Annotated in this window: 27 protein-coding genes; 7 read left to right on the forward strand and 20 right to left on the reverse strand. The window is 35.1% G+C overall.

Features of this window, described 5'->3' with window-relative positions; all coding sequences use genetic code 11:
• Window positions 1-253 precede the first annotated feature (253 nt).
• The 11 genes from E5329_RS17025 to E5329_RS17070 all read right to left on the reverse strand — a co-directional run bounded on the left by E5329_RS17025 (window position 254) and on the right by E5329_RS17070 (window position 4956).
• A complete protein-coding gene (locus E5329_RS17025) occupies window positions 254-814 on the reverse strand; it encodes a hypothetical protein (RefSeq protein ID WP_135990642.1) in 561 nt (186 codons plus the stop codon).
• A gap of 3 nt (window positions 815-817) precedes the next feature.
• The gene (locus E5329_RS17030; protein ID WP_135990643.1) at window positions 818-1003 is read right to left on the reverse strand and encodes a hypothetical protein; all 186 of its coding nucleotides are present in this window, start codon (window positions 1001-1003) and stop codon (window positions 818-820) included.
• Entirely contained in the window at window positions 990-1256 is a 267-nt protein-coding gene (locus E5329_RS17035) for a hypothetical protein (protein ID WP_135990644.1), read from the reverse strand. Before E5329_RS17035 ends, E5329_RS17030 begins: the two co-directional genes overlap by 14 nt.
• Window positions 1249-1419, reverse strand: a complete 171-nt coding sequence (locus E5329_RS29850) for a hypothetical protein (protein WP_168356661.1) — start codon at window positions 1417-1419, stop codon at window positions 1249-1251. The genes E5329_RS17035 and E5329_RS29850 overlap by 8 nt, the downstream gene beginning before the upstream one ends.
• Window positions 1373-1720, reverse strand: a complete 348-nt coding sequence (locus E5329_RS17040; RefSeq protein ID WP_135990645.1) for a hypothetical protein — start codon at window positions 1718-1720, stop codon at window positions 1373-1375. The genes E5329_RS29850 and E5329_RS17040 overlap by 47 nt, the downstream gene beginning before the upstream one ends.
• A 7-nt stretch (window positions 1721-1727) precedes the next feature.
• Window positions 1728-2066 (reverse strand): hypothetical protein, encoded by a 339-nt coding sequence (locus tag E5329_RS17045; RefSeq protein ID WP_135990646.1) that lies wholly within the window; start codon window positions 2064-2066, stop codon window positions 1728-1730.
• Between the two features lie 19 nt (window positions 2067-2085).
• Window positions 2086-2328 carry a hypothetical protein gene (locus tag E5329_RS17050; RefSeq protein WP_135990647.1) on the reverse strand — a complete coding sequence of 81 codons (243 nt, stop codon included), beginning with the start codon at window positions 2326-2328 and terminating at the stop codon, window positions 2086-2088.
• A gap of 87 nt (window positions 2329-2415) precedes the next feature.
• Window positions 2416-3822, reverse strand: a complete 1407-nt coding sequence (locus E5329_RS17055) for a DUF262 domain-containing protein (RefSeq protein ID WP_168356662.1) — start codon at window positions 3820-3822, stop codon at window positions 2416-2418.
• Window positions 3823-3838: 16 nt separating this feature from the next.
• Window positions 3839-4393, reverse strand: a complete 555-nt coding sequence (locus tag E5329_RS17060) for a sigma factor (protein WP_168356663.1) — start codon at window positions 4391-4393, stop codon at window positions 3839-3841.
• Entirely contained in the window at window positions 4378-4569 is a 192-nt protein-coding gene (locus E5329_RS17065) for a hypothetical protein (RefSeq protein ID WP_135990650.1), read from the reverse strand. Before E5329_RS17065 ends, E5329_RS17060 begins: the two co-directional genes overlap by 16 nt.
• Before the next feature lie 66 nt (window positions 4570-4635).
• Entirely contained in the window at window positions 4636-4956 is a 321-nt protein-coding gene (locus E5329_RS17070; RefSeq protein WP_135990651.1) for a hypothetical protein, read from the reverse strand.
• Between the two features lie 333 nt (window positions 4957-5289).
• Between E5329_RS17070 and E5329_RS17075 the strand changes: the two genes are divergently transcribed.
• Window positions 5290-5523, forward strand: coding sequence for a helix-turn-helix domain-containing protein (locus E5329_RS17075; RefSeq protein WP_135990652.1), 234 nt, complete (start codon window positions 5290-5292; stop codon window positions 5521-5523).
• A 171-nt stretch (window positions 5524-5694) separates the two neighbouring features.
• Here E5329_RS17075 and E5329_RS17080 read toward each other — a convergent pair whose 3' ends face one another.
• Window positions 5695-5886 carry a hypothetical protein gene (locus E5329_RS17080; RefSeq protein WP_135990653.1) on the reverse strand — a complete coding sequence of 64 codons (192 nt, stop codon included), beginning with the start codon at window positions 5884-5886 and terminating at the stop codon, window positions 5695-5697.
• A 228-nt stretch (window positions 5887-6114) separates the two neighbouring features.
• Here E5329_RS17080 and E5329_RS17085 point away from each other — a divergent pair, with 228 nt between their 5' ends.
• From E5329_RS17085 to E5329_RS17110, 6 genes are all read left to right on the forward strand, one after another.
• A complete protein-coding gene (locus E5329_RS17085; protein ID WP_135990654.1) occupies window positions 6115-6300 on the forward strand; it encodes a hypothetical protein in 186 nt (61 codons plus the stop codon).
• A 252-nt stretch (window positions 6301-6552) separates the two neighbouring features.
• Window positions 6553-6750: a hypothetical protein gene (locus tag E5329_RS17090; RefSeq protein ID WP_330572232.1), complete on the forward strand. Its 198-nt coding sequence runs from the start codon at window positions 6553-6555 to the stop codon at window positions 6748-6750.
• Window positions 6751-6846: 96 nt separating this feature from the next.
• A complete protein-coding gene (locus tag E5329_RS17095; protein WP_135990655.1) occupies window positions 6847-7380 on the forward strand; it encodes a J domain-containing protein in 534 nt (177 codons plus the stop codon).
• A gap of 75 nt (window positions 7381-7455) precedes the next feature.
• A complete protein-coding gene (locus E5329_RS17100) occupies window positions 7456-7641 on the forward strand; it encodes a hypothetical protein (protein ID WP_135990656.1) in 186 nt (61 codons plus the stop codon).
• A gap of 18 nt (window positions 7642-7659) precedes the next feature.
• Entirely contained in the window at window positions 7660-7887 is a 228-nt protein-coding gene (locus E5329_RS17105; protein WP_135990657.1) for a hypothetical protein, read from the forward strand.
• A 566-nt stretch (window positions 7888-8453) separates the two neighbouring features.
• Entirely contained in the window at window positions 8454-9470 is a 1017-nt protein-coding gene (locus tag E5329_RS17110; protein ID WP_135990658.1) for a hypothetical protein, read from the forward strand.
• A gap of 860 nt (window positions 9471-10330) precedes the next feature.
• Here the strand turns inward: E5329_RS17110 and E5329_RS17115 are convergent.
• From E5329_RS17115 to E5329_RS29855, 8 genes are all read right to left on the reverse strand, one after another.
• The gene (locus E5329_RS17115) at window positions 10331-12268 is read right to left on the reverse strand and encodes a pentapeptide repeat-containing protein (protein WP_135990659.1); all 1938 of its coding nucleotides are present in this window, start codon (window positions 12266-12268) and stop codon (window positions 10331-10333) included.
• 10 nt (window positions 12269-12278) lie between these two features.
• Complete coding sequence (locus E5329_RS17120) at window positions 12279-12632, reverse strand: hypothetical protein (RefSeq protein WP_135990660.1); 354 nt, start codon at window positions 12630-12632, stop codon at window positions 12279-12281.
• A gap of 196 nt (window positions 12633-12828) precedes the next feature.
• Complete coding sequence (locus E5329_RS17125; RefSeq protein ID WP_135990661.1) at window positions 12829-13383, reverse strand: hypothetical protein; 555 nt, start codon at window positions 13381-13383, stop codon at window positions 12829-12831.
• Window positions 13383-13763, reverse strand: a complete 381-nt coding sequence (locus tag E5329_RS30770) for a Panacea domain-containing protein (RefSeq protein WP_330572233.1) — start codon at window positions 13761-13763, stop codon at window positions 13383-13385. Before E5329_RS30770 ends, E5329_RS17125 begins: the two co-directional genes overlap by 1 nt.
• 278 nt (window positions 13764-14041) lie before the next feature.
• Window positions 14042-15058 carry a hypothetical protein gene (locus tag E5329_RS17135; RefSeq protein ID WP_135990662.1) on the reverse strand — a complete coding sequence of 339 codons (1017 nt, stop codon included), beginning with the start codon at window positions 15056-15058 and terminating at the stop codon, window positions 14042-14044.
• A gap of 1897 nt (window positions 15059-16955) precedes the next feature.
• On the reverse strand, window positions 16956-18086 hold the full coding sequence (locus E5329_RS17140) for a hypothetical protein (RefSeq protein ID WP_135990663.1): 1131 nt from the start codon (window positions 18084-18086) through the stop codon (window positions 16956-16958).
• Window positions 18087-18296: 210 nt separating this feature from the next.
• Entirely contained in the window at window positions 18297-18476 is a 180-nt protein-coding gene (locus E5329_RS17145) for a DUF5659 domain-containing protein (RefSeq protein ID WP_135990664.1), read from the reverse strand.
• Window positions 18477-18981: 505 nt separating this feature from the next.
• Entirely contained in the window at window positions 18982-19146 is a 165-nt protein-coding gene (locus E5329_RS29855; protein WP_016286272.1) for a hypothetical protein, read from the reverse strand.
• Window positions 19147-19197: the final 51 nt, after the last annotated feature.

The raw sequence follows: 19197 nt of genomic DNA on the forward strand, positions 1-19197 counted from the left end.
GGTAATACGGCTCCTAAGTTAATTCTTATACGTTATACACATTATAGCATCCATTCCAACCATATTCAATCCATACTGGCAGAATATCCCTACTTCTGCCCTGGGATGCTCTCCCGGAACAAATACCCCTCAGAAGCCGTATAGAACGCTTCCCTGAACTGCTGCATCTGTTCCTCTGAAAGCGCCCCGTTTAGCCTTTCCATGCAGTTCTCACACGCTTTTTCCTTCAGGCGGCTGCTTTCTTTCCCATTTATTACACTGCCGCCTGCCTATATTCCCCTTTATCATTCTTCTCAAACACATATTCCGATTCTTTACCAAAGAATAATTCATCTGAAGTATTATCCCAAACACGGATATTGCCGTTCATATCCTGTATAATCCATACATCATTATCACAATTACTGTTTAATATGTAAAATTCATAATCTTCTGATTCATCCGAAAGGAAAGCGTGTTCTCCGAAGCAGAAATGAAGTCCATCCAATTCCTCCGCATTAGCATCTTTCCTATATAATACAGGTTCCGGCATATCATAAACCGCTTCTATTTCAGTAAGTATGCCATTTACTTTGACATACTGCTTTTCATTCCTATTGATAAATTCCCATGCATCCGCTTCACTTGGAAAGAATCTGATCCCTTCATACATCATATACTCTCTGGTGTATGTCTCTGCACTGCTATAATGCACACAGAATCCATTTTCAATACCAAGTCCAGGTTGATACTTCATAGCCATTACTGGTCTTGTGCAAAATTCTCTTGCGTTCTGTTGAAATATATCGTTCAACTGAAAATTATGTATATCCATTCTCTAATACCTCTCTTCTTTTCTTATTTTATCCAATTTCTCTTTCTTCTGATTTTTATATCTTGCCCTTTCCCTCGGTTTATACTTATTACAATGCTGGCAGTAATGAGCATGATCCGCTTTCCTGCCCTTCTTACATAATCCAGCACATACATAATATAAGCATGGTGTTTGTCTATCTGTTGCCATTAGCTGAATCCTCCGTATATTTTTTAATCCTTGCAATATATTTAGAATCAATAATAGTGATCAATTCTTTTATAGATTTTCCGCTACTATAAATATCTTCCATGACATTTAATGGAATACTTATTGAATCATCATTATTCATAAACCATATGTAAAATCTATTACTGAAAATACCTATTCTATGTATCTTCTTGTAGACTTTATTTAATTCCTGCTCTAATTCTCGTTGTAACCAATAATAAAAATCATTCATCTTTGCCTACCGCTTCCCTCTCACATATAAATCCATATCCATCAGCAAATTCTTTCATATCATAAAATCCAATTTCCAAATCCAAGTGTTTAACTTTTCCACGCAAAAACAACCACTTAATTATTTCCGCTGGGCGAACTAATATCCTGTCTGCAAAATCCATTATTGTTACTTTCCTTAATATAACCGCTTACAATACATCTCACCGTATCATCATGCAACAATTCATCCGCAACCACTTCCATATCATAATCTTTTCCGCTGTCCAGTCTTAACAATTTCTTTTCTTCCGCAATTTTCCTTAATTTCCACGCTGTTTCCCACCGCAGCGATCCCACCAAAACATTTACACCATACCATGCAACTTTTAGTAAGTCCGCTGTATACCACAATATCTTTTCATGCTCCGTCATATGCAGCAATCTTGTCTGTGTGTCAAAGATTCCATTGTTCCAGTCACACACGGCCTTTTCAGCGTTCTTCTAATCCATTTTCTGTTATGACATATTCTTTCCCGGTAACGATTGATAACATATCAATCATACCATCAATTTCTGCCATCCGTCTATCGTGTGCAGCGTTCCACTCTGTAAAATTTTCCTGTGCATATCTGATTTTAAAATTGATACGCTCTAACATTTTATTTATAATATTTTCCATTTGAATAACATACGGTTTGACTTCTTTTTCTTCCCCTGAATCTAATTTGCTTTCTAAATAATTCAAACGGTTTTCCGCATCTTGAAAAGTTAGTGTACTGCATGCATTAATCTCATGTAAAAGCATATCTTTTCTAAATCTCCATTTCATTATTTCCACATTCCTTTCTTTACACCAGCCCGCAAAAACAAGCTAATCTATATAATGGATTCTTTGCCAGCCTACGATTTTTTTCTTTTTTTCGCTTCATTCGCTCCATCCTGTCCATATAAGCAAGCTGCACATCCATTTCCACATACTCAAAAAATTGTAAAGGTGTGAGTGAATTATATGGTGTCTTTAAAGTTGGATCAATAACCTGGTTCCCATCTGATAAATTGATGATTCTGAATTCAAATAAATTCGCTTCCATAGCTTTTCCCATCCTTCCTAATTTCCATTGTATCGGGAAGACCGCTCGTCCATGCAATCCCCCCGAATCTTCTGTCAATAAATGCACTTATGCCGCATCCGTATGCGCAGCATCTGCCCCTTTTATGAACTGCTGCAAATCCTTCTTCATATGTTCATAATTCTCTTTCTGGCCGCTGATATAGCCGTCATTCCTACTGCAATAATCCACAATCCAATCATCCAGATCAATGTCATTTTTAAACGAATAAGCCACAATCCCCACAAGTGAAAGTTTGTTTTCCGCTTTCAAAAGTTTTTCGCCGCAATCGGACTTTTCCAACAGGGAATCCAGGACTTCCGCATACTGCTCAATGTCTTCCTTTGCGGCGAAAGGGTCTATATTTTCCCGCACAAATCCAAGCGCATCTTCCAAATCTATTTCCGGTTCTGGTTTTGGGATTCCGAGATATTCAAGCATCAACGTTTCCAGGAAATCCAGTTTTTCCATGATTACCGTTTTGTCTTTTGTGGAACGTTCCTGGTCAATTTCATCAAAAGCCTTTCCATTGATTTCTTTTTCATCCAGGCCATTTTGAAAAGCGCACAGGAAATCCGCGAACCTGCGATCATCCATTCCCAATTTTGTAAATTTATGGAACAGGGCAAACCATAAGAATGAATTTTTAGCGGTAAATGCGCTGTACAAGCCCTCTGTCACAACATTCTCCAGCCGCGCTATGCAATCTTCCAATGCGTCAAACTCTTCCATGGATGCATTTTCATTCAGGTATGCGCCGATCTGGCTTGATTTCTTCCAGTTGTCCAGATGGAACATGCACATGACGGATTCCATAATTACGCGTTCCAGTGAGCCGTTCTTCCGATCAGCCTTTGTGTATTTCGCTTCAATGAAGAATCCCCTTTTTAATATCTCCCGGATTTTCCTTGCGTACCTGTCAACGAATGTGAACGCTTTCTGGCTGACGTTCATCGCCTTGCTGAAATTAAAGCGGCGCACAAGCCTTGAAATCCGCTCCATGCTGTAATTTTCGTGGATAATGCAGTCAAGCTGGTATTCATTGAATGTTTTCTGCAATTCTTCCGGCAGCTGGCCAAAACCCTTCCTTCTAATGTCAAACTCCCGGCCTTCCCAGACAATGTCCCCCGCCCCGTCAATCTTCACTTCCCCGTCCGCGTCCCGCACTTTCGCCCGGTAGGAAATGATCGGCTCCTCAACGCTGGACGTCACCTTATAATTCCCATACCGGAACATGATAAAGGCTGTCGAACGCTGAAGCCCGTCTATAATCCACATTTGCGAATTTTCTTCCTGCCCAAGAATAACCGGCGGGATGTAATCGCCATTCAGGACGGAGACAATCAGCTCATTTGTCATTGCATTGTTCCACTGCCCGCTCAGGCGCTGCACATCCGCGTCGGAACGGATGTCAAGATCGCGCATTTTTTCCAAGTACATATTTAACGTGTATGTCTGCCTTTTCACTTTCGCCATTTTCCCTTGCCTCCATCTATAACAATATCCTGATTTTTTCATATGACCGCATGTTTTCCAGCGCGTCCGCATACTCTTTCTTCGTCATATGCAGCGCTTCCTGTATCTCTGCCGCTTTGTAACAGAAAGACAGCAGTTCCAACACTTCCTTCTGTTTCCTGGACAGCATGGCAAGATACCTCTCCAGTTTGTAGGCCACTGCATCCAGTTCCCTGAACGCTTCCCCTTCCATGTCAAAGCTGTCCGCGATTGCTTCGCCCAACGTATAATTTTCACTGTCTCCCACAGGCGCGTCTAACGACAATGCCATCCGGTCAGATTTCCGCTTCTCACGGTTCCGTCTGGTGATCTCTGACTTAATTTTGTTGGATAAGCAGGAATACAGGAACCCGTCAAAGGACTGTTCTCCGTCATATCTCTTCATTGCATATACGAACGTTTCATTCGCAAGGGAATAGAAATCATCCACATCCTTATTAGACAAACCGCCGAATCTTAATAGTATGCGGTCAACTGTCCGATGGAGCTTCCTTGCGTTATCGGCATAATATGTAATCAATATCTGTTCCATTTTGCTGTACCCCATCCCTTCTTATTTTTGCCCCGCATGCCCATTGCGGGCGCGTCCTGAAGCCGTCCCATGTGGCCTTTAAAACCTGTCTCTGGCTGGTATACGGCTGTTTTCCCTACTTTTGTGACAATGCCGTTTTCCTTTTGGACGGCAAACTTAATTTCCTGTGTATGCATCTTCATTACCTCCTGAATGTGGCTTTTTGGGGGAAACCAATCCCCCTCCGCCGATATTTTGATCCTTTAACTGATCCTCAATACGCTGTAATAGCTTACCTTCCTCACTTTCTGGTAATCTTTCTCGCTGAGCAGCTTTTTCACTTCCTCCTTGTCAACAGTTTCACGTTCCTGTGGGGAATAGGTTGCCTTGCACATGTCCCCGATGAACCGGAGGATCTCTTTGCCCTTGCTGTTTGTGGCCAGGCAGTCATTCAAGTTCTCCATAAGATACTCAATAATATCCACATCCAATGCCTTGATATCGTCTTCCATCTTTTTAAGCTGCATTTGCAGGCTTTTTCTTTTTTCCATTTTTTTGTTCATTTCCGCTGTTGTGATACACATATTGAATCCTTCCTTTCTTTTTTACGGTTTTTGCATCCCTGCAAGCATCTTCCTGAATGTTGTTCGCCTCTTGGCGGGCACGTCCTCACAGGGATATGGCTTGCAGTTTCGGGTGCTTTCGGCCTTCCCGGATGCTTTGTTTATCAGATTTCAGTTGTTTGCTTTGGTTTATCTTATGTGATTATTGTACTCTCTAAACCGTGTATAGTCTATTGACAATTTTCACAAATATACACTTTAAAAAATGTATATTTTATACATTGCAAAACGTGTATGTTATGTTATAATAAATTCATATATTATATTCAGAATTAGAAAGAGAGGTATTTTTATATGGCAGGCACTATCATATACGATAAACTTTTGAAACTAATGGAAGAAAAAGGGCTTTCCACCTATAGAATAAGAAAAGAAAAAATCATTTCTGAAAGTACATTACAAAATATCAGAAATAATAAACGGATAACTACGGATGCAATCGCAAACTTATGTGATGCCTTAGACTGCCAGCCAGGCGACATCATGGAATACATACCAGATCCGCCCGGTAATCCAGACAATCAGTAAATACCTTTATCCAGAGCCTTGCGCAGTCACAAGTGCAGGGCTTTTCTTCTTTCTAAATACCGTTTTGTGTGTTGTATTAAGTTGTCAAGGTACTGTTTGGAATTGTGTTGCTATCCCGACTGCCCTTGTTTGGGCAGTTTCGCCGGCTCTCTCCGTTGCTCTTCAGGGGATTTATTTTGTATAAATATCAATTTTCTTTTTCAGTTCTGAAAGTGTTGTTGCTGCATCAAATAAAGAGTTGTCCTCATCATCCGCATAAGCGGTATATACTATAGTATCTTTTTTGATTGTTCCATCCGCTTTTTCTTCATAAGATTTTTCAATTTCAAATCCCTTGTATGGTTTTAACAATTTAACGGTCATATTGTGTACCTGCCTTTCGTTGTTGCTCTGTTTGATTTGTTGAGTTTATTATATAACACGATATCGTGTTATTCAAGACGTAATTTTTACTAATTTTATACCGATATCGTTTTATATTTTTGTGCAAATTTTAACACGATATCGGTATTATTGACAAAAAAGTGTTTATATGATATCGTGTTATATAGAAATAAAACTATAACAAATCATAAAAAATGAGGTATATATATGGAAGAAAAAAAGAAAGCATCTGCCGCTCATATTAGAGCAACTACAAAATGGGAAAAAGAAAACTATGATAAAGTTTTAGTAAGATTTCCTAAAGGAACCAAAGAGCAAATAACAAGTTCTGGTGCAAAAAGTGTAAATGGCTTTATTGTTGAAGCTGTAAAAGAAAAGTTAAATAATAAATAGAAATATATTATAAAATCTTAAAAATAACACGGTATCGTTATGTATATTATTACTAATATTCAATATACGATATCGTGTTATTTTTGTTAACTTTTCCGGTATTGTGTTTAACACGATATCGTGTTAATATTATCATATCAAATAAATCAAGCACAAAGCACCTTGACAATTCAATAGACTTTACACTCTCTGATAAATCCGTTATAATGATTGTAGCTTACAAACTGCATCAATCAAAAAGGCGGTGATGATATGGAGGTAATGGAAATGACTGAAAAGGAACAAATACAAAAGAATGTTGAAGAGTTTTCAAGGCTACAAGATTATATGGTAGATTCAGATAAAGAATCTACTGCATACAAAAAAATGAAAAAACGCTATATTGAATTAAAAGTTATACTTACCACTTTTGGTGTTAATCTCACCGAGTTAGATTATATCAAAGAATAGCAGCATAACAAACAACAGAATAACCACACCAAACAGAGTGTAAAGCCTATTGAATTGCCAAAGGCTTTGCACTTTTTTGTTTAGGAGGATATGAGCATGGCATATTTCAATAATATCAATACACTGGAACAATTAAGGAAGCAATATCGTGACTTACTCAAGATTCACCACCCGGATAATGGCGGCAACGTATCAGACATGCAGGAAATCAATGCAGAATATGATAAGCTGTTTAAATTATTAAAGGATAGACATGAAAACAAGTCAGCGGACAGAACGGCAGACAGCAAAGAGAACAACGCAAAGACAGACTTTAATAATATGAAGTATGACTTTTCAGAGGATGCAAAGTTAAGGGAAGTATTGCAGCAGATCATTACTTTTGAAGGTATCAACATTGAGATTGTAGGCTGTTGGATATGGATTGACGGCAACACATACCTACATAAGGACACATTAAAGAAAATCGGCTTTAAATGGGCTAGAGAGAAAAAGAAATGGTATTTTCACACAGAAGCATTTAGAAAGCGTAGCCATAAAAAATTAAGTATGGAGGATATACGGAACTACTACGGCAGCACAGAAATTGAGACGGACGGAACAAAGAGACTGAAACAAGCGTTTGCGTAACCACAAGTAAAAAATGGGTGTAACCAAATGGAACGGCTGCACCCTGGCATATAAAAGAAAGGACGGTATAAGGATATGAAAGATACATATAAGTCAAACACGATTCAGGATCAGTTTGCGGAAATGGTAGCAGATGAATATTACAAAGTCAGATTAAAGGGTGAGAACGGAAACGCTATCAATCTGGACTGGTATGCTTTAAGACTTTTACAGTCTTACTATGACGGAACCATAACAGAAAAACAAATTGAAAATTTATAGAAAGGCGGGGACAGAATTATGAGAATCAACGGCGCAAGACAATTCAGGGGAAATGATGGGAACAGCTATTTCGTACAAAACGCACACAAGGCAGACACGCATAAAGGGAAATATATTTTGACCGTCAAAGTAAACGGTGTGTATAAATTATGCTACGATATGTTTTATAAACTGTTGTACTTTGACACGATCAAGGATGCACAAAGGGAAGTGTTGTACAGTGCGGATTTCATTAGAACCATGTGAGAATAATGCAGAAAAGATGAATGAAGGATGCAGGAATGCGGATTGAAATTATTCAGCTTCTATGGGCTTCATCTGGAATAAATCTGGATGCAGTAAGAAACATACCTGGAATATGGCAATAGATTGGGACTATGGGCTTCATGCTTTCATAGTCTTTTCTTTCTGGTTTTCGCTTCTTTCTTTTGGTGTATTTAATGGCTCTGTGTGCGTTTCTAAGGGGCAAATTCGGGCTTTAATGGTTTGGGTGTAACCTTATAGGGTTTTGGTGGAAAGTGGCTGTTTGGGTGGATTATTGCGTTGTGTGATGTGGTTTATGCAGCAGTTTGGAGGGAAGTGGGTGCAGTGGTACTAGGGCGGGTTTACATTTTATTTTTCTGACTTTAACGCGGGAAAGGGGTTATCTATTGCTCTCACACATTTTGAATCAAAATTCATACTTCCGAACTAAATAGATTTTATAACCTCACTTATTTCAACATCAACAGAATAATAATAAATTCAAAATAAAAGTAGAAGTAATAAGTGTAACAAGACATTTACTATTTCAAAATTATGGAGGATTTATATTGAGAAAATTTTTAGACACATCAAGCTTGGTAACATATCAATCAGGAAAATATCAAGGAAAATATGATTGGAGTAACAATATTGGGAAAAAATTATATTTTGAATATGATGATATTTCTGGATATATTGAAATATTAGATTATGCAAAAGCAAAACCCCAAGGACATATAACGCTTAAATACAAAAATAATATTATGATTACCACTACATCTAATTTGATTCATTTGCAGATTCCAACGCTTTTTAATAAAGAAAAACTATCCAAACACTATAAATACAATGTCGGTGATATAATTAATAAATATAATAATTCACTAAAAATATTAGAGCAAACAAGAATTAAATATAACAACGCATCCAATCGCGGATATAGAGTAGAATGTTTAGATTGTAATTATATATACGAAACAACCGAACAAAGATTTTCTACCTGTCCTATTTGTGGTAAAAGGTCAAGTTATTCAGAACGATATATATATTCAATTTTTAAACAAACAAAAATTAACTTTATTCCACAATATGAATTTGAATGGTTACATAATAGATTTTATAATACTTATCTTCCTGATTATAATGCTATTGTTGAAATTCATGGCGAACAACATTATAAACCTATAAAACTAAATAGACAACAAACACCAGAGGATACCTATAAAATTACGAAAATATCAGATCAAATTAAATATGATGCTGCCATCAAAAACGGTGTATCTTATTACATTATTAATGCAACAGATCCAAAGCAATTGTTCCAAACGGCTAAAAATGTTTTAACCTTTATAAATTTCACAAATGTTTCAGAGACAGAATGTGAAAAATTTGCAAACTATAAAAGTATACTAAAAGAATGTGAATTATGGAACCAAGGATGTAATATAGAAGAAATACAAATAAAATTACAGGAACCAATGCAATCCATACAGGCAAAATTACGTCTTGGCAATAAATTTAATATGTGCAACTATAACAAAAACCTAAATATGCATTTTCATAAAATTATAAATCCTAACAGATGATTTTAAATAAAAAATATTAAGGTGCGTTGAATTTGACGCACCTCTAAAATTGCATTATATTAAATACTACCCAAACAGCAGAGAGGGGGTATGTAAAAATCTGAAAATATAAAGTCCCCTATATACGGTATGCCCTCTGTAAAATATAGTCTCTTAAATATCATCCGTAATTAAAGATACACATTAGATTTACAGAATAAACCATTATTGCCTTACCAACTTATCACCTATAGACATTTCATCTAAAAATCAAAGATACACCATTGGCTATACCGCAAAAATAATATTCCATATAGATATGGGGGAGGGGTAGTTTTCAATTCTTGTATATAATTCGCTATATATAGGGGTATACCTTATATAAAATATGCCCTTATTTTGCCAGTAATTAAACGTACATCTTAGAATTTCAAACACAACTTTATCTACCCTACCAATTTACTGCTAACAGCCATTCCATTCGAAAATCTAATATACACCATTGAATACAGAGTTATAATGGCATTTCCCTATGAAAGGATGCTTCCTAGGGTAAGGGGTAGGTATCAATCCAAAAATCCGAAATTCCATATATCCCCTATACCCATATAAAATTTGATGTATCTTTTGTTTCTATTATGAATTTTACGGCTATTATCATGTAAAATACTTTTACCCTGACAATTTACCACATGATTGATTCTGATTAGGATTTGGATTATTTTTTGATAAACCAGTGTAATAATACATGATGAAAGGTAGCTTATATTATGGTAAGATTAGTGTGGTATATGGGGGTAGGTTTCAATTCTGTAGATTTAGGCATCTACCATATGGGACATAGCTTTTTAAAAATCGGAAAAATATAACCTCTAAAATAATTAACTTTCATCAGAAAATAATTCGTTTCTATATACTTTCTTTCGTTCTCCCTGTTCTTCTACTATAATATATGTAAATTTGCTTTCTTTTAATTGTGGAAGTATTTTTTTTATATCATTTTTATACCAAATAGAACCGTCTATATTTGCCCCTTCTAAGTTTGCATCTTCTAAATCTGCTCCTCTTACATCTACACTAATTAAATTTGCCTCTCTTAAATCTGCATACTTTAAGTCTGCTCCTACTAATTTTGCTTCTGTTAAACTTATTCTTATAAAATTTGCCCCTTTTTTATTCATTTCCACTAAATTTGATTTTATTATATCTTCCTCTATTGTTATTTTGCTTCCTTTGTTTCCTCTTAAATCTGCCCCATTTAAATTCAATCCATCCACATTGATTTTATTTATATAATAAATCAATTCATCTAAACTTAAAATGCAAGATTCCCAACAATGTATAACTTCTAACATATTTTTAAATATGCTCATTTCACATTTAAGTATATTCTTACATTTTTCTTTCATATAATATGTCATTCCATTTTCTAACATTTTTTTAAATGCTATATATATTACATCATATTTTCTGTTTAATCTACTACACCTTATTCTATATTTTAAAAATTCAAGTATTTCAGGCGTTAGTGGATTGCTCTTTAGCAAACTTCCAAAAACTCCCGCTAACTCAATTCCTATGTTTTCATCTTCATTTAAAATATCAGCAATTGAGTTATAAATATACTCAGACACAAAATATTCATATAAAGATTTATGTATAAACTCTATAGTAGTCGATGTGTTTTCAAATAGATATTTAATTGGAAATTCTAAAACACTTACCAAATTTCCTTCATATGCTAATTCTGGTATTTTATACTCGGATTTTGATAAAGATAAATCATTTTTTTCAAACATTTTAAATGCCACATCCTGCAAAAATGCCAAATATTTTTTTATATTTTCACCATTCCTCATAATATGTGCACCTTTACTATATGCAACACCATCATGAGAAAATCTGTCAAAAATCCCTCCTTTCTTCGCAAATATATGAGTATATAACTCTGGTTTAGTTGCCTTCTGAGCAATATCTATACTACTCATAATTGCCATATATAAAATTACTGGTATTCCTAAAACATCCAAATTTTCCTCTATTTTTTCACTTAAATCAATACTAATTCCTGCTACTTTTTTACAAAACAACTCTATTTTATCTACATCAAAAGCTTTAATCTCAAGGCTATTTTGAAAACCATCTGTAACGATATAATTTGGTCTGGATGTTATTATGCATTTCATATTCTCATAATCTAATAAATTATGTAAAAGATCATCCAATAATTTTTCTCTGATATACAAAGATTTCATTTCATCAAATCCATCTAAAATCAACACCCTATTTTCTAAATCTTCTTTTTTACATGCCAATGTTTTACAAATTGCTTTTAATATTCCCTTATCCAAAATATCAGATTCCCAATCACGGAACCTTAATATTATAACATTATTATCCATTTTATATTTATTAGCCAACCAAGATGCTATTGTCGTTTTTCCCATCCCTGGCACACCAATAATTAACATAGTTGAAGTTTCATTATAATTAATAAATTTTTCTATTGTCTGTTCCAACGTATTATTAATAAAAATTCCTATTTTTCTTATATAAGCACATATCCTATAATCAGGCATAATAAAAGCATCTGCCAAACTTATAGGATTTTCGTCATTATCTTGATGTAGAAATAATCTACTGTTCCAATTTTTAATATAATCCTGTTTCTTATTATTTTGAAATTTCTCTTCCTTTATGCTACTATTCTCATTACTATTATTTTGAGTGGCATAAACAGTTGCACTACCATCTGCAATAACCACCTGTGCTCCATTATGTGCATTAATTTCTACTTTGTTTTCCTTATCCCATCCCATATGTAACCCCTCACTTGATAAATGGTGCAATATAATCCACTAATTTCTGTAAATTATCTGCTAAAGTTGGTATTCCATTCGCAATTGTAAACATTGGAGCAATCAAAGCCAAACAATTTTTCAACCTACTTACTCCGGGTTCTGGCTTTTCTAATTCATCTTTCGCCATGTCCACAATATCCCTGATACTGTCTGCATCCTCTTCGTTCAAGTCAGATAAGTTATCCATAATCCCTTTTATAATGCCATCCAATCCATCTGCACTTATGCCATTATTCTGTGTGGCATTTACTGTTGCACTGTCCTTCGCATTAATGAACTGCCCACCATACATATTAAAAGCCATGTTTTTATCTCCAATCATATTTATTTTCTTTGCATACAAAATATATTTTTAAATATACCAAATACCCTACATGAATAATGTCAAATAATGTCGAAAATTGCTTACTGGTATGTCTAATATGCCAAAAATTTTTTTCGTGTCCACATTTCTGAAAATCCCCTAAAACCGCAAAAAAATAGGCACACCAGACTTCCACATCCGATATGCCTTGTAATTATTTCAGAATTGAATTTATTATGCAAAACTTACAATTCTTTTTATTTCTTTCATTTTTTGTTTGGTTATATTCAAAGTCATGGTAATGATCTATGAAATATACCCTAAATAAATTTCCTTTAATTACTCCAAATAATCTTATTTCTGATTGTAACCCAATTTGGTATATTGATTCACCACCAATTTCTTGTTCAAAATTACTATCTCCTTTCCCTATTTTGCCGAATATATTTTTAATAATATCTATTGCAAATTTTTCATTCTTTGTCTTATGACAATGCTTGTATTCACCACCATTAAATATTTTATTTGGTGTTTTTTGAGATAGTTTTTGAACATCAGCCATCATATCTCGAAATTTTTGTATAAATTCTTTCTCACTTTGCAGATAATTGCTAAATTCACCTTGTTTACAGGAAACAAAATCCCCTTCAAACGAAAAATCTATTACTATATTACAATTATTATATAAATGAGAATCTAATTTTTCTAAATCTATAATGTTATTAACCTTCTTACTTGGGCTAATTGTATTTTTTATCTTTTTGCCCATTATAACCTCGCCGAGTAACAATCAAATATTGCTTTATCACTTATAAGCTCATGGGATGGTTCATATGTTGATAAACCTTTTCGTGCATTTTTCCATGGACTTTCTTGATGGCAAATACTTTCCAACTCATTTCCAGTAAATCCACCATAAACCTCTAAAACCTGGTTTAATACATCTAAATCATCTTCTGAAAACTCTTGCAAACTACCTTCATATAATGGAATGACACCAGAACCATACTTCTTATACATTGTATACAATTCTGGGTATACAGCGCCATGTACCCATGCTTCAAATTTATTTTCAAAGAATCTCCATTCTATATCTTCTGCACTTTCATTATTAAAAACAAGATACCAGAATATGCATAATATACCAATTTTTGGAGTTTTTTATTTGTAACGTTTTCTAAGTTGCTTAAAAACCAATTTGCGATATCATACACAGTATACATACTATCCCCTCTTTCATTAGTGCTTATCAATTGTATATTTTCATTCATATTATACCACCACACCTAATCATTTTCAATTAGGGACATGTAAAATGCAGAAACTTTCTTTGTTTTTCTGTGTCTTCTCTTACCTTATAAACATGTCCCAAGCCCAAAAAATCAATCATTTTTACATATTATGCTGCATTGTCATACATTTATCCATCAACCCCAGTCTTCCACATATGGCTTCACTTCAAACCGTAACAGTGCATCATATACCTTCTTTGGCACCTTATTCTTATACTTATCAGCCATAATCAATATATCAGCCTGTTTATGCTTCTTATATTCCTCAAACGCTTCCTTTGGTGTATCCCAATGAGACAGCCTGATTACTTCATCATGCCCATATGGTTTTATTTCCCCATAATACATCTTCATTCTGCTGTCATACCTTACACCAAGAGGCAAATCATTCCTTGCATTCTTTGATTTCGACCTGTGCTTCTTGCAGTTGGATAACATGGTGTTCAATGTCTGGGGAAGAATACAACATTTATCAGGCGCATACTCTTTATTGCCAGGAAACAGGAGATCCTTATCAACAGCCATGGATTCCCCGTCACACTCATAATATTCTGCACTCCACCACTCGGCAAAAGAATCCTTGTCATATCTCCATAAATCGCACATGAATGATCCATCATATACATTATCATTCCTGTAACAGCGAATATAAATTCCATTCCAGATGGAATATGCAGCAGTTGATTTCAATGTTATGTATGGTACATATTCCTGTTGCCTTCCTAATTCCTCTAATGGCAGATTGCCACAATTCAAGTTACGGTATTCTTTATTATTTACCCACACAAGGTTCCTATAATAGCAGTTATCCATATCCCTGTCTATATGCCATACCTTGTTACATTTATCAGTATTTTCAAGGAAATGCTCTGCCACTAATTTATCTGTATATGTTTCAATCTTCTTATCTACCCCGCTGAGTGTAAAATGTGCATACCCTGTTTTATTCATACGGAAATTACCACGCAGATTGTTTACTAACCTTCCATGGTTGCTGATCCAGTAATTGTTTGTGCCGTTTACCAGTACGAACACTTCATCATCAGCTACAAGCTCTATTCCTGATTTCTTAATATCCAAAACTAATTTATCTGATATAGACAAATACTCTCTAAATTCTTTTCTCTGTTCTGCTTTCTTTTTATAACTCATTTTAGTTCTGATACTTCCTTTCGATATGTTAATAGATACGCTCTCCCATTTTGGGGAACGCTAAAAAGAGCATCCAGAATGGACACCCTGATGTAATGCAATATTCAGTTGTAGGTTTCGTCCTTGAAGACGATTACTCAATTCTGCGAAACCGTTGTATAGCGGCACCAAAACGGGAAACACTGACTTTCCCCCCCACTTGTGGGGAATCTATGTGATTCAAACCTTTTAAAGTGTTTGCTTGCGTCCAAATGGACGCATCCTTCGACAACAACCTGGTGATAATCCATCACGGACTAATTCATATGATTGCAGTTGTCACCATGGGACAACTTTTTCACAATTCTGTGAAAAACTCATCCCCCTATAGGTGTTGGGTTTAAACCCATCGCTATAGGTTTTTCACTTTGAAATGAAATAGTCTATTCTCGTGAAGGAAAAGGTTTTTCCCACGATAGCAATAATTTTCGTTCGCCCATTTGGGCTAACCGTTGAAAACTCAAACGGTACAATCGTTTCGTTCGTCATTGATGAATAACAGGATTGATTTTAGCGAACCTTTTAAACCGTTCGCTTTTTCAATTTTCTAAAGTGTATACTCTGCACTTTCGAATGTCCAGAATTAGGACACCCCCATTTGGGCTTTTCCTCTTTCGACCACTTATTGCGATATAGATTAAATCTACCACATTGCTTTTAGAGCAAGATGGTTCAAAACCTGATAACCACCATACCTACAAGTACACACAGTTCCTCGCGGGGAACCACCGTCTCACGGGGCTACGGTATATGGTGAAACACCACCCACCTATAATAATCCAAATATGCAGCAGTCGTTGTGTCATAGTGTCACAACCATTCCAGGAAGTCGCAACGTTGTCCACGGCGGACACACTTTCCAATTTTACGGAATCTGTTTGAACCGAAATCGTGAATTATAATCACTGACCACGAAATCGTGGTGAGCTTCCCATTTTGGGATTACGATCACACTCCTAGAATGGGGGGAAACCAACATCTAAAATGATATAGGTTCTAATTACTTGAATGATTCAAACGACAAATTTTATCGCTTGATTTTCTAAAGTCGTATTTCGCAACTTTTAAATTTGTTTTTTTATTTTGAAGGTAACTAACAGTGACTTTCGCCCAAATGGTCAGATTTGTCCAATCGGACTAATCGGCGAATAACCGTATTCTTCAAAGGATACGCTTATAATGAGCCTTTCTCCAAATGGAGAAACCCTCTGCCCTGAAATAACGTACAGGGATACCCTGTTTCAAGAATGTCCACAATGGACACAATACAGCTTCCCTTTAAAGGGATATCGTGAAATGCTATAGCCCTAATGCAATAAGTGTAAAATCGCACTCATCTTGAATATGGGGTGGCATTTTGATACCCCATATATTACAACTAAAAGGCATCTGTGTTTGGCCGCCCCCTTATACTCACTCAGCGAAAAATTTGCTCCGTCAATTCTGACGAAGCCGTACTTTTCTATACATGTTGAGTACTGAATTTACAGTGTCCTTTGAAAGTGTATCACGCTCACACTCCAATTGGAGTGTAACCCCCTTCTAATAGCAGCGTCAAATTTGACGCATCTTTTATATTTTCAGGAGGGGGTACAAAACATACCCCACTTGCGTAATCCCACAAGCACATTTCTAACAATAAAGCTACACAAAACTTTTGTGAAGCTCATTACATAAATGATTATACCATCAAAGCAAGTCATCTATATCAATATAATCTAAATCATTCCCAGTAACGCAAAATATCCCATGATTGTATTCACCATGAGATTTATTATTTGTCTCTATATAATCAGGTTCTCTGAAATCACCTGTTTGGGACTGCACTCCAGTCGGAGTGGACACCACTTTATAAAGTTCATTCTGTCCCACACAATTCGTATTTGTCAGGTTCATTTGAACCCTCGCCCATTATAGGCATATCCAATATTTCCTCTACAGAAAAGTCAATAGGTTCTCCCCAGTTATCATCATCTTTCAAGAAATCAAACTGTTCAAAGACACTTTCATCTTTAATTTGAGATTCCAGTTTTTCAACCCATCTTCTATCACTATCTGTCATATACTCTTGTGCGTGTTTAGAATCAATTTCCTCTTGTAGAGTTTTGTTCTTATTTACAATATACTTTTGCACTTTTCTAATCGTTTCTTCATCATATGCATCACCATATCCATCACAGATACGATTGTAAATCTGTGCCAAGCGTCTGTTATTGTCTGCCTGTTCTTTATTCTTTTGAGTACGCACAATAATGTGCTGCGAACCATACCAGTTTTCATAATTAGATGCATATTCCTCACAAGCGTCTTTATCAGCATACCTACTGTAACAATTCTTAATCTGTTTTAATTTATCTCCAACACGCTCCTTATCATTGCTCTTGTAAACATAAATCATCTTCAATTCAGACAAAATCTCATTATATCTGATACAAGTCCTCTGCGACATCATCCCCGCTTGTGTGGAAATATACTCTATTGACATAGTGCTGATCTTCCCTTGTAGATTTTCCATGCAATATCTCATGCTTTTAGACCAGTTAAATGTGCTGATAAGAGCGACAAAATATCTCAGCATCGAAATCTTTTTCTTCATAATTTCATTACAGGTAAGAATTTTATGCACTTCCTCTGGATATACGAACATGAAATTATCTTTTTCTGTGTCCAGACGCATATTCGCCATATCAAGAAGATACTCATATGAATTTTTAGTGCTGAAATCTTTTAATATGTCAAGTACATTCGCAAATTTCAACTCATAGATACCTCTTTGCAATGAATCAAGTAAGACCTTCTCATATTTCTCCTGAGAACCTACAAGCGCAAATGCCATTCTGTTCAAAGACACACAATCTACTGATGAAGTTTTATTGTATAGTGGTATGCTTTCATCAATAATTGTCCTCAGTGCCATATAAGCCAATACACCGTCTTGTGTTAGTGCTGTTCCTGTAACCAGCCCTTTGTTTAAAAATATTTTATCCATTTTTTGTACTCCTTTTTGCGTATTTTTTGTTGTGTTTTTCTAGGGTGACAACAACCACCGTAAAATGACTGTTGTTGTCCAAAACATAGTGACAACAAGACAGATAAAATAGGTATAGTTGGCACACTTATAAGTAAGAGATATTAGTAAGTAAGAAAACTAGATAATGGCACTCGTTTACAACGAGTTGCACATCTCAGTTTATACATTTTACTTCTCTTTATACTCTTTAATTTTCTCCAATAAATTTTCATCATTCCTAAAGATGAATACACTTCTTTTACCATCAGGATCATTCTTGTCTGGTTTAATATCAATCAAGGTAAATCCACCTTTCAATAATTCCCTTGCTGTTTTAGCCGTAAAAATCGTAATTGCTTTCTTTCCCATGTTCCAATATTCTCCTTTTAAAATCTTTTCTTTCTGTTGGTGTGCAATATTTCATTTGCTGTTACATATTATTTATACCTATGACTTGTCTCATAGTATGGCTGTACTTCTTCATAATCGAATACCCAATAATATTTCCTTCGTTTTGAATTAAATCCTGTCTCCAAGCATCTATATCCCCTTTGGATAAATTCATTTGCCTGAATGACTGAATAGATATATTTCTTTCCTTTTTGTATATACATCATTTTCTCCTTTTTGATTTTTTGTACATTATGTATTACATATTGAGTTTTTCGCTACGCTCAAAAAGTCTCTGATTTTTGATATTACATTTTGAACTTCTTCATTCACATATTTTTACTTTCCAAATTTGAACATCAGGATACACATATAAGATATTTACTTTATATGTACTTCTTGATGTTCAAAAATGGAAATCGAAACACAAAACCGACAAAATTTCACCGCTTGCGGGGAAATCTCTATATGTAATCTTCAATGTTCATTCTTTTAATCTTTCCAATAATCCTTCTTCATTTCTGAAAATAAAAATACTCCGCTTGTGATCATCATCTGTTTTATCAGGTTTGATATCAGTAATAACAAATCCCTCTTTGAGTAGCTGCCTTGCTTTCTGAGCCGTAAATACTGTTACAAAATCCTTCATTATAAATATTCTCCTTTTTGATTCTATTTTTTCTGTTGGTGTGCAATTTCT

Source organism: Petralouisia muris, assembly GCF_004793545.1.
In the GTDB taxonomy this organism is placed as follows: domain Bacteria; phylum Bacillota; class Clostridia; order Lachnospirales; family Lachnospiraceae; genus Petralouisia; species Petralouisia muris.

Bases quoted from the DNA above. Each gene is read 5' to 3' on its own strand.
- E5329_RS17025 (WP_135990642.1), bottom strand. From the start codon at position 814: ATGGATATACATAATTTTCAGTTGAACGATATATTTCAACAGAACGCA.
- E5329_RS17030 (WP_135990643.1), bottom strand. From the start codon at position 1,003: ATGGCAACAGATAGACAAACACCATGCTTATATTATGTATGTGCTGGA.
- E5329_RS17035 (WP_135990644.1), bottom strand. From the start codon at position 1,256: ATGAATGATTTTTATTATTGGTTACAACGAGAATTAGAGCAGGAATTA.
- E5329_RS29850 (WP_168356661.1), bottom strand. From the start codon at position 1,419: ATGGATTTTGCAGACAGGATATTAGTTCGCCCAGCGGAAATAATTAAG.
- E5329_RS17045 (WP_135990646.1), bottom strand. From the start codon at position 2,066: ATGAAATGGAGATTTAGAAAAGATATGCTTTTACATGAGATTAATGCA.
- E5329_RS17050 (WP_135990647.1), bottom strand. From the start codon at position 2,328: ATGGAAGCGAATTTATTTGAATTCAGAATCATCAATTTATCAGATGGG.
- E5329_RS17055 (WP_168356662.1), bottom strand. From the start codon at position 3,822: ATGGCGAAAGTGAAAAGGCAGACATACACGTTAAATATGTACTTGGAA.
- E5329_RS17060 (WP_168356663.1), bottom strand. From the start codon at position 4,393: ATGGAACAGATATTGATTACATATTATGCCGATAACGCAAGGAAGCTC.
- E5329_RS17065 (WP_135990650.1), bottom strand. From the start codon at position 4,569: ATGCATACACAGGAAATTAAGTTTGCCGTCCAAAAGGAAAACGGCATT.
- E5329_RS17070 (WP_135990651.1), bottom strand. From the start codon at position 4,956: ATGTGTATCACAACAGCGGAAATGAACAAAAAAATGGAAAAAAGAAAA.
- E5329_RS17075 (WP_135990652.1), top strand. From the start codon at position 5,290: ATGGCAGGCACTATCATATACGATAAACTTTTGAAACTAATGGAAGAA.
- E5329_RS17080 (WP_135990653.1), bottom strand. From the start codon at position 5,886: ATGACCGTTAAATTGTTAAAACCATACAAGGGATTTGAAATTGAAAAA.
- E5329_RS17085 (WP_135990654.1), top strand. From the start codon at position 6,115: ATGGAAGAAAAAAAGAAAGCATCTGCCGCTCATATTAGAGCAACTACA.
- E5329_RS17090 (WP_330572232.1), top strand. From the start codon at position 6,553: ATGGAGGTAATGGAAATGACTGAAAAGGAACAAATACAAAAGAATGTT.
- E5329_RS17095 (WP_135990655.1), top strand. From the start codon at position 6,847: ATGGCATATTTCAATAATATCAATACACTGGAACAATTAAGGAAGCAA.
- E5329_RS17100 (WP_135990656.1), top strand. From the start codon at position 7,456: ATGAAAGATACATATAAGTCAAACACGATTCAGGATCAGTTTGCGGAA.
- E5329_RS17105 (WP_135990657.1), top strand. From the start codon at position 7,660: ATGAGAATCAACGGCGCAAGACAATTCAGGGGAAATGATGGGAACAGC.
- E5329_RS17115 (WP_135990659.1), bottom strand. From the start codon at position 12,268: ATGGGATGGGATAAGGAAAACAAAGTAGAAATTAATGCACATAATGGA.
- E5329_RS17120 (WP_135990660.1), bottom strand. From the start codon at position 12,632: ATGATTGGAGATAAAAACATGGCTTTTAATATGTATGGTGGGCAGTTC.
- E5329_RS17125 (WP_135990661.1), bottom strand. From the start codon at position 13,383: ATGGGCAAAAAGATAAAAAATACAATTAGCCCAAGTAAGAAGGTTAAT.
- E5329_RS17135 (WP_135990662.1), bottom strand. From the start codon at position 15,058: ATGAGTTATAAAAAGAAAGCAGAACAGAGAAAAGAATTTAGAGAGTAT.
- E5329_RS17140 (WP_135990663.1), bottom strand. From the start codon at position 18,086: ATGGATAAAATATTTTTAAACAAAGGGCTGGTTACAGGAACAGCACTA.
- E5329_RS17145 (WP_135990664.1), bottom strand. From the start codon at position 18,476: ATGGGAAAGAAAGCAATTACGATTTTTACGGCTAAAACAGCAAGGGAA.
- E5329_RS29855 (WP_016286272.1), bottom strand. From the start codon at position 19,146: ATGAAGGATTTTGTAACAGTATTTACGGCTCAGAAAGCAAGGCAGCTA.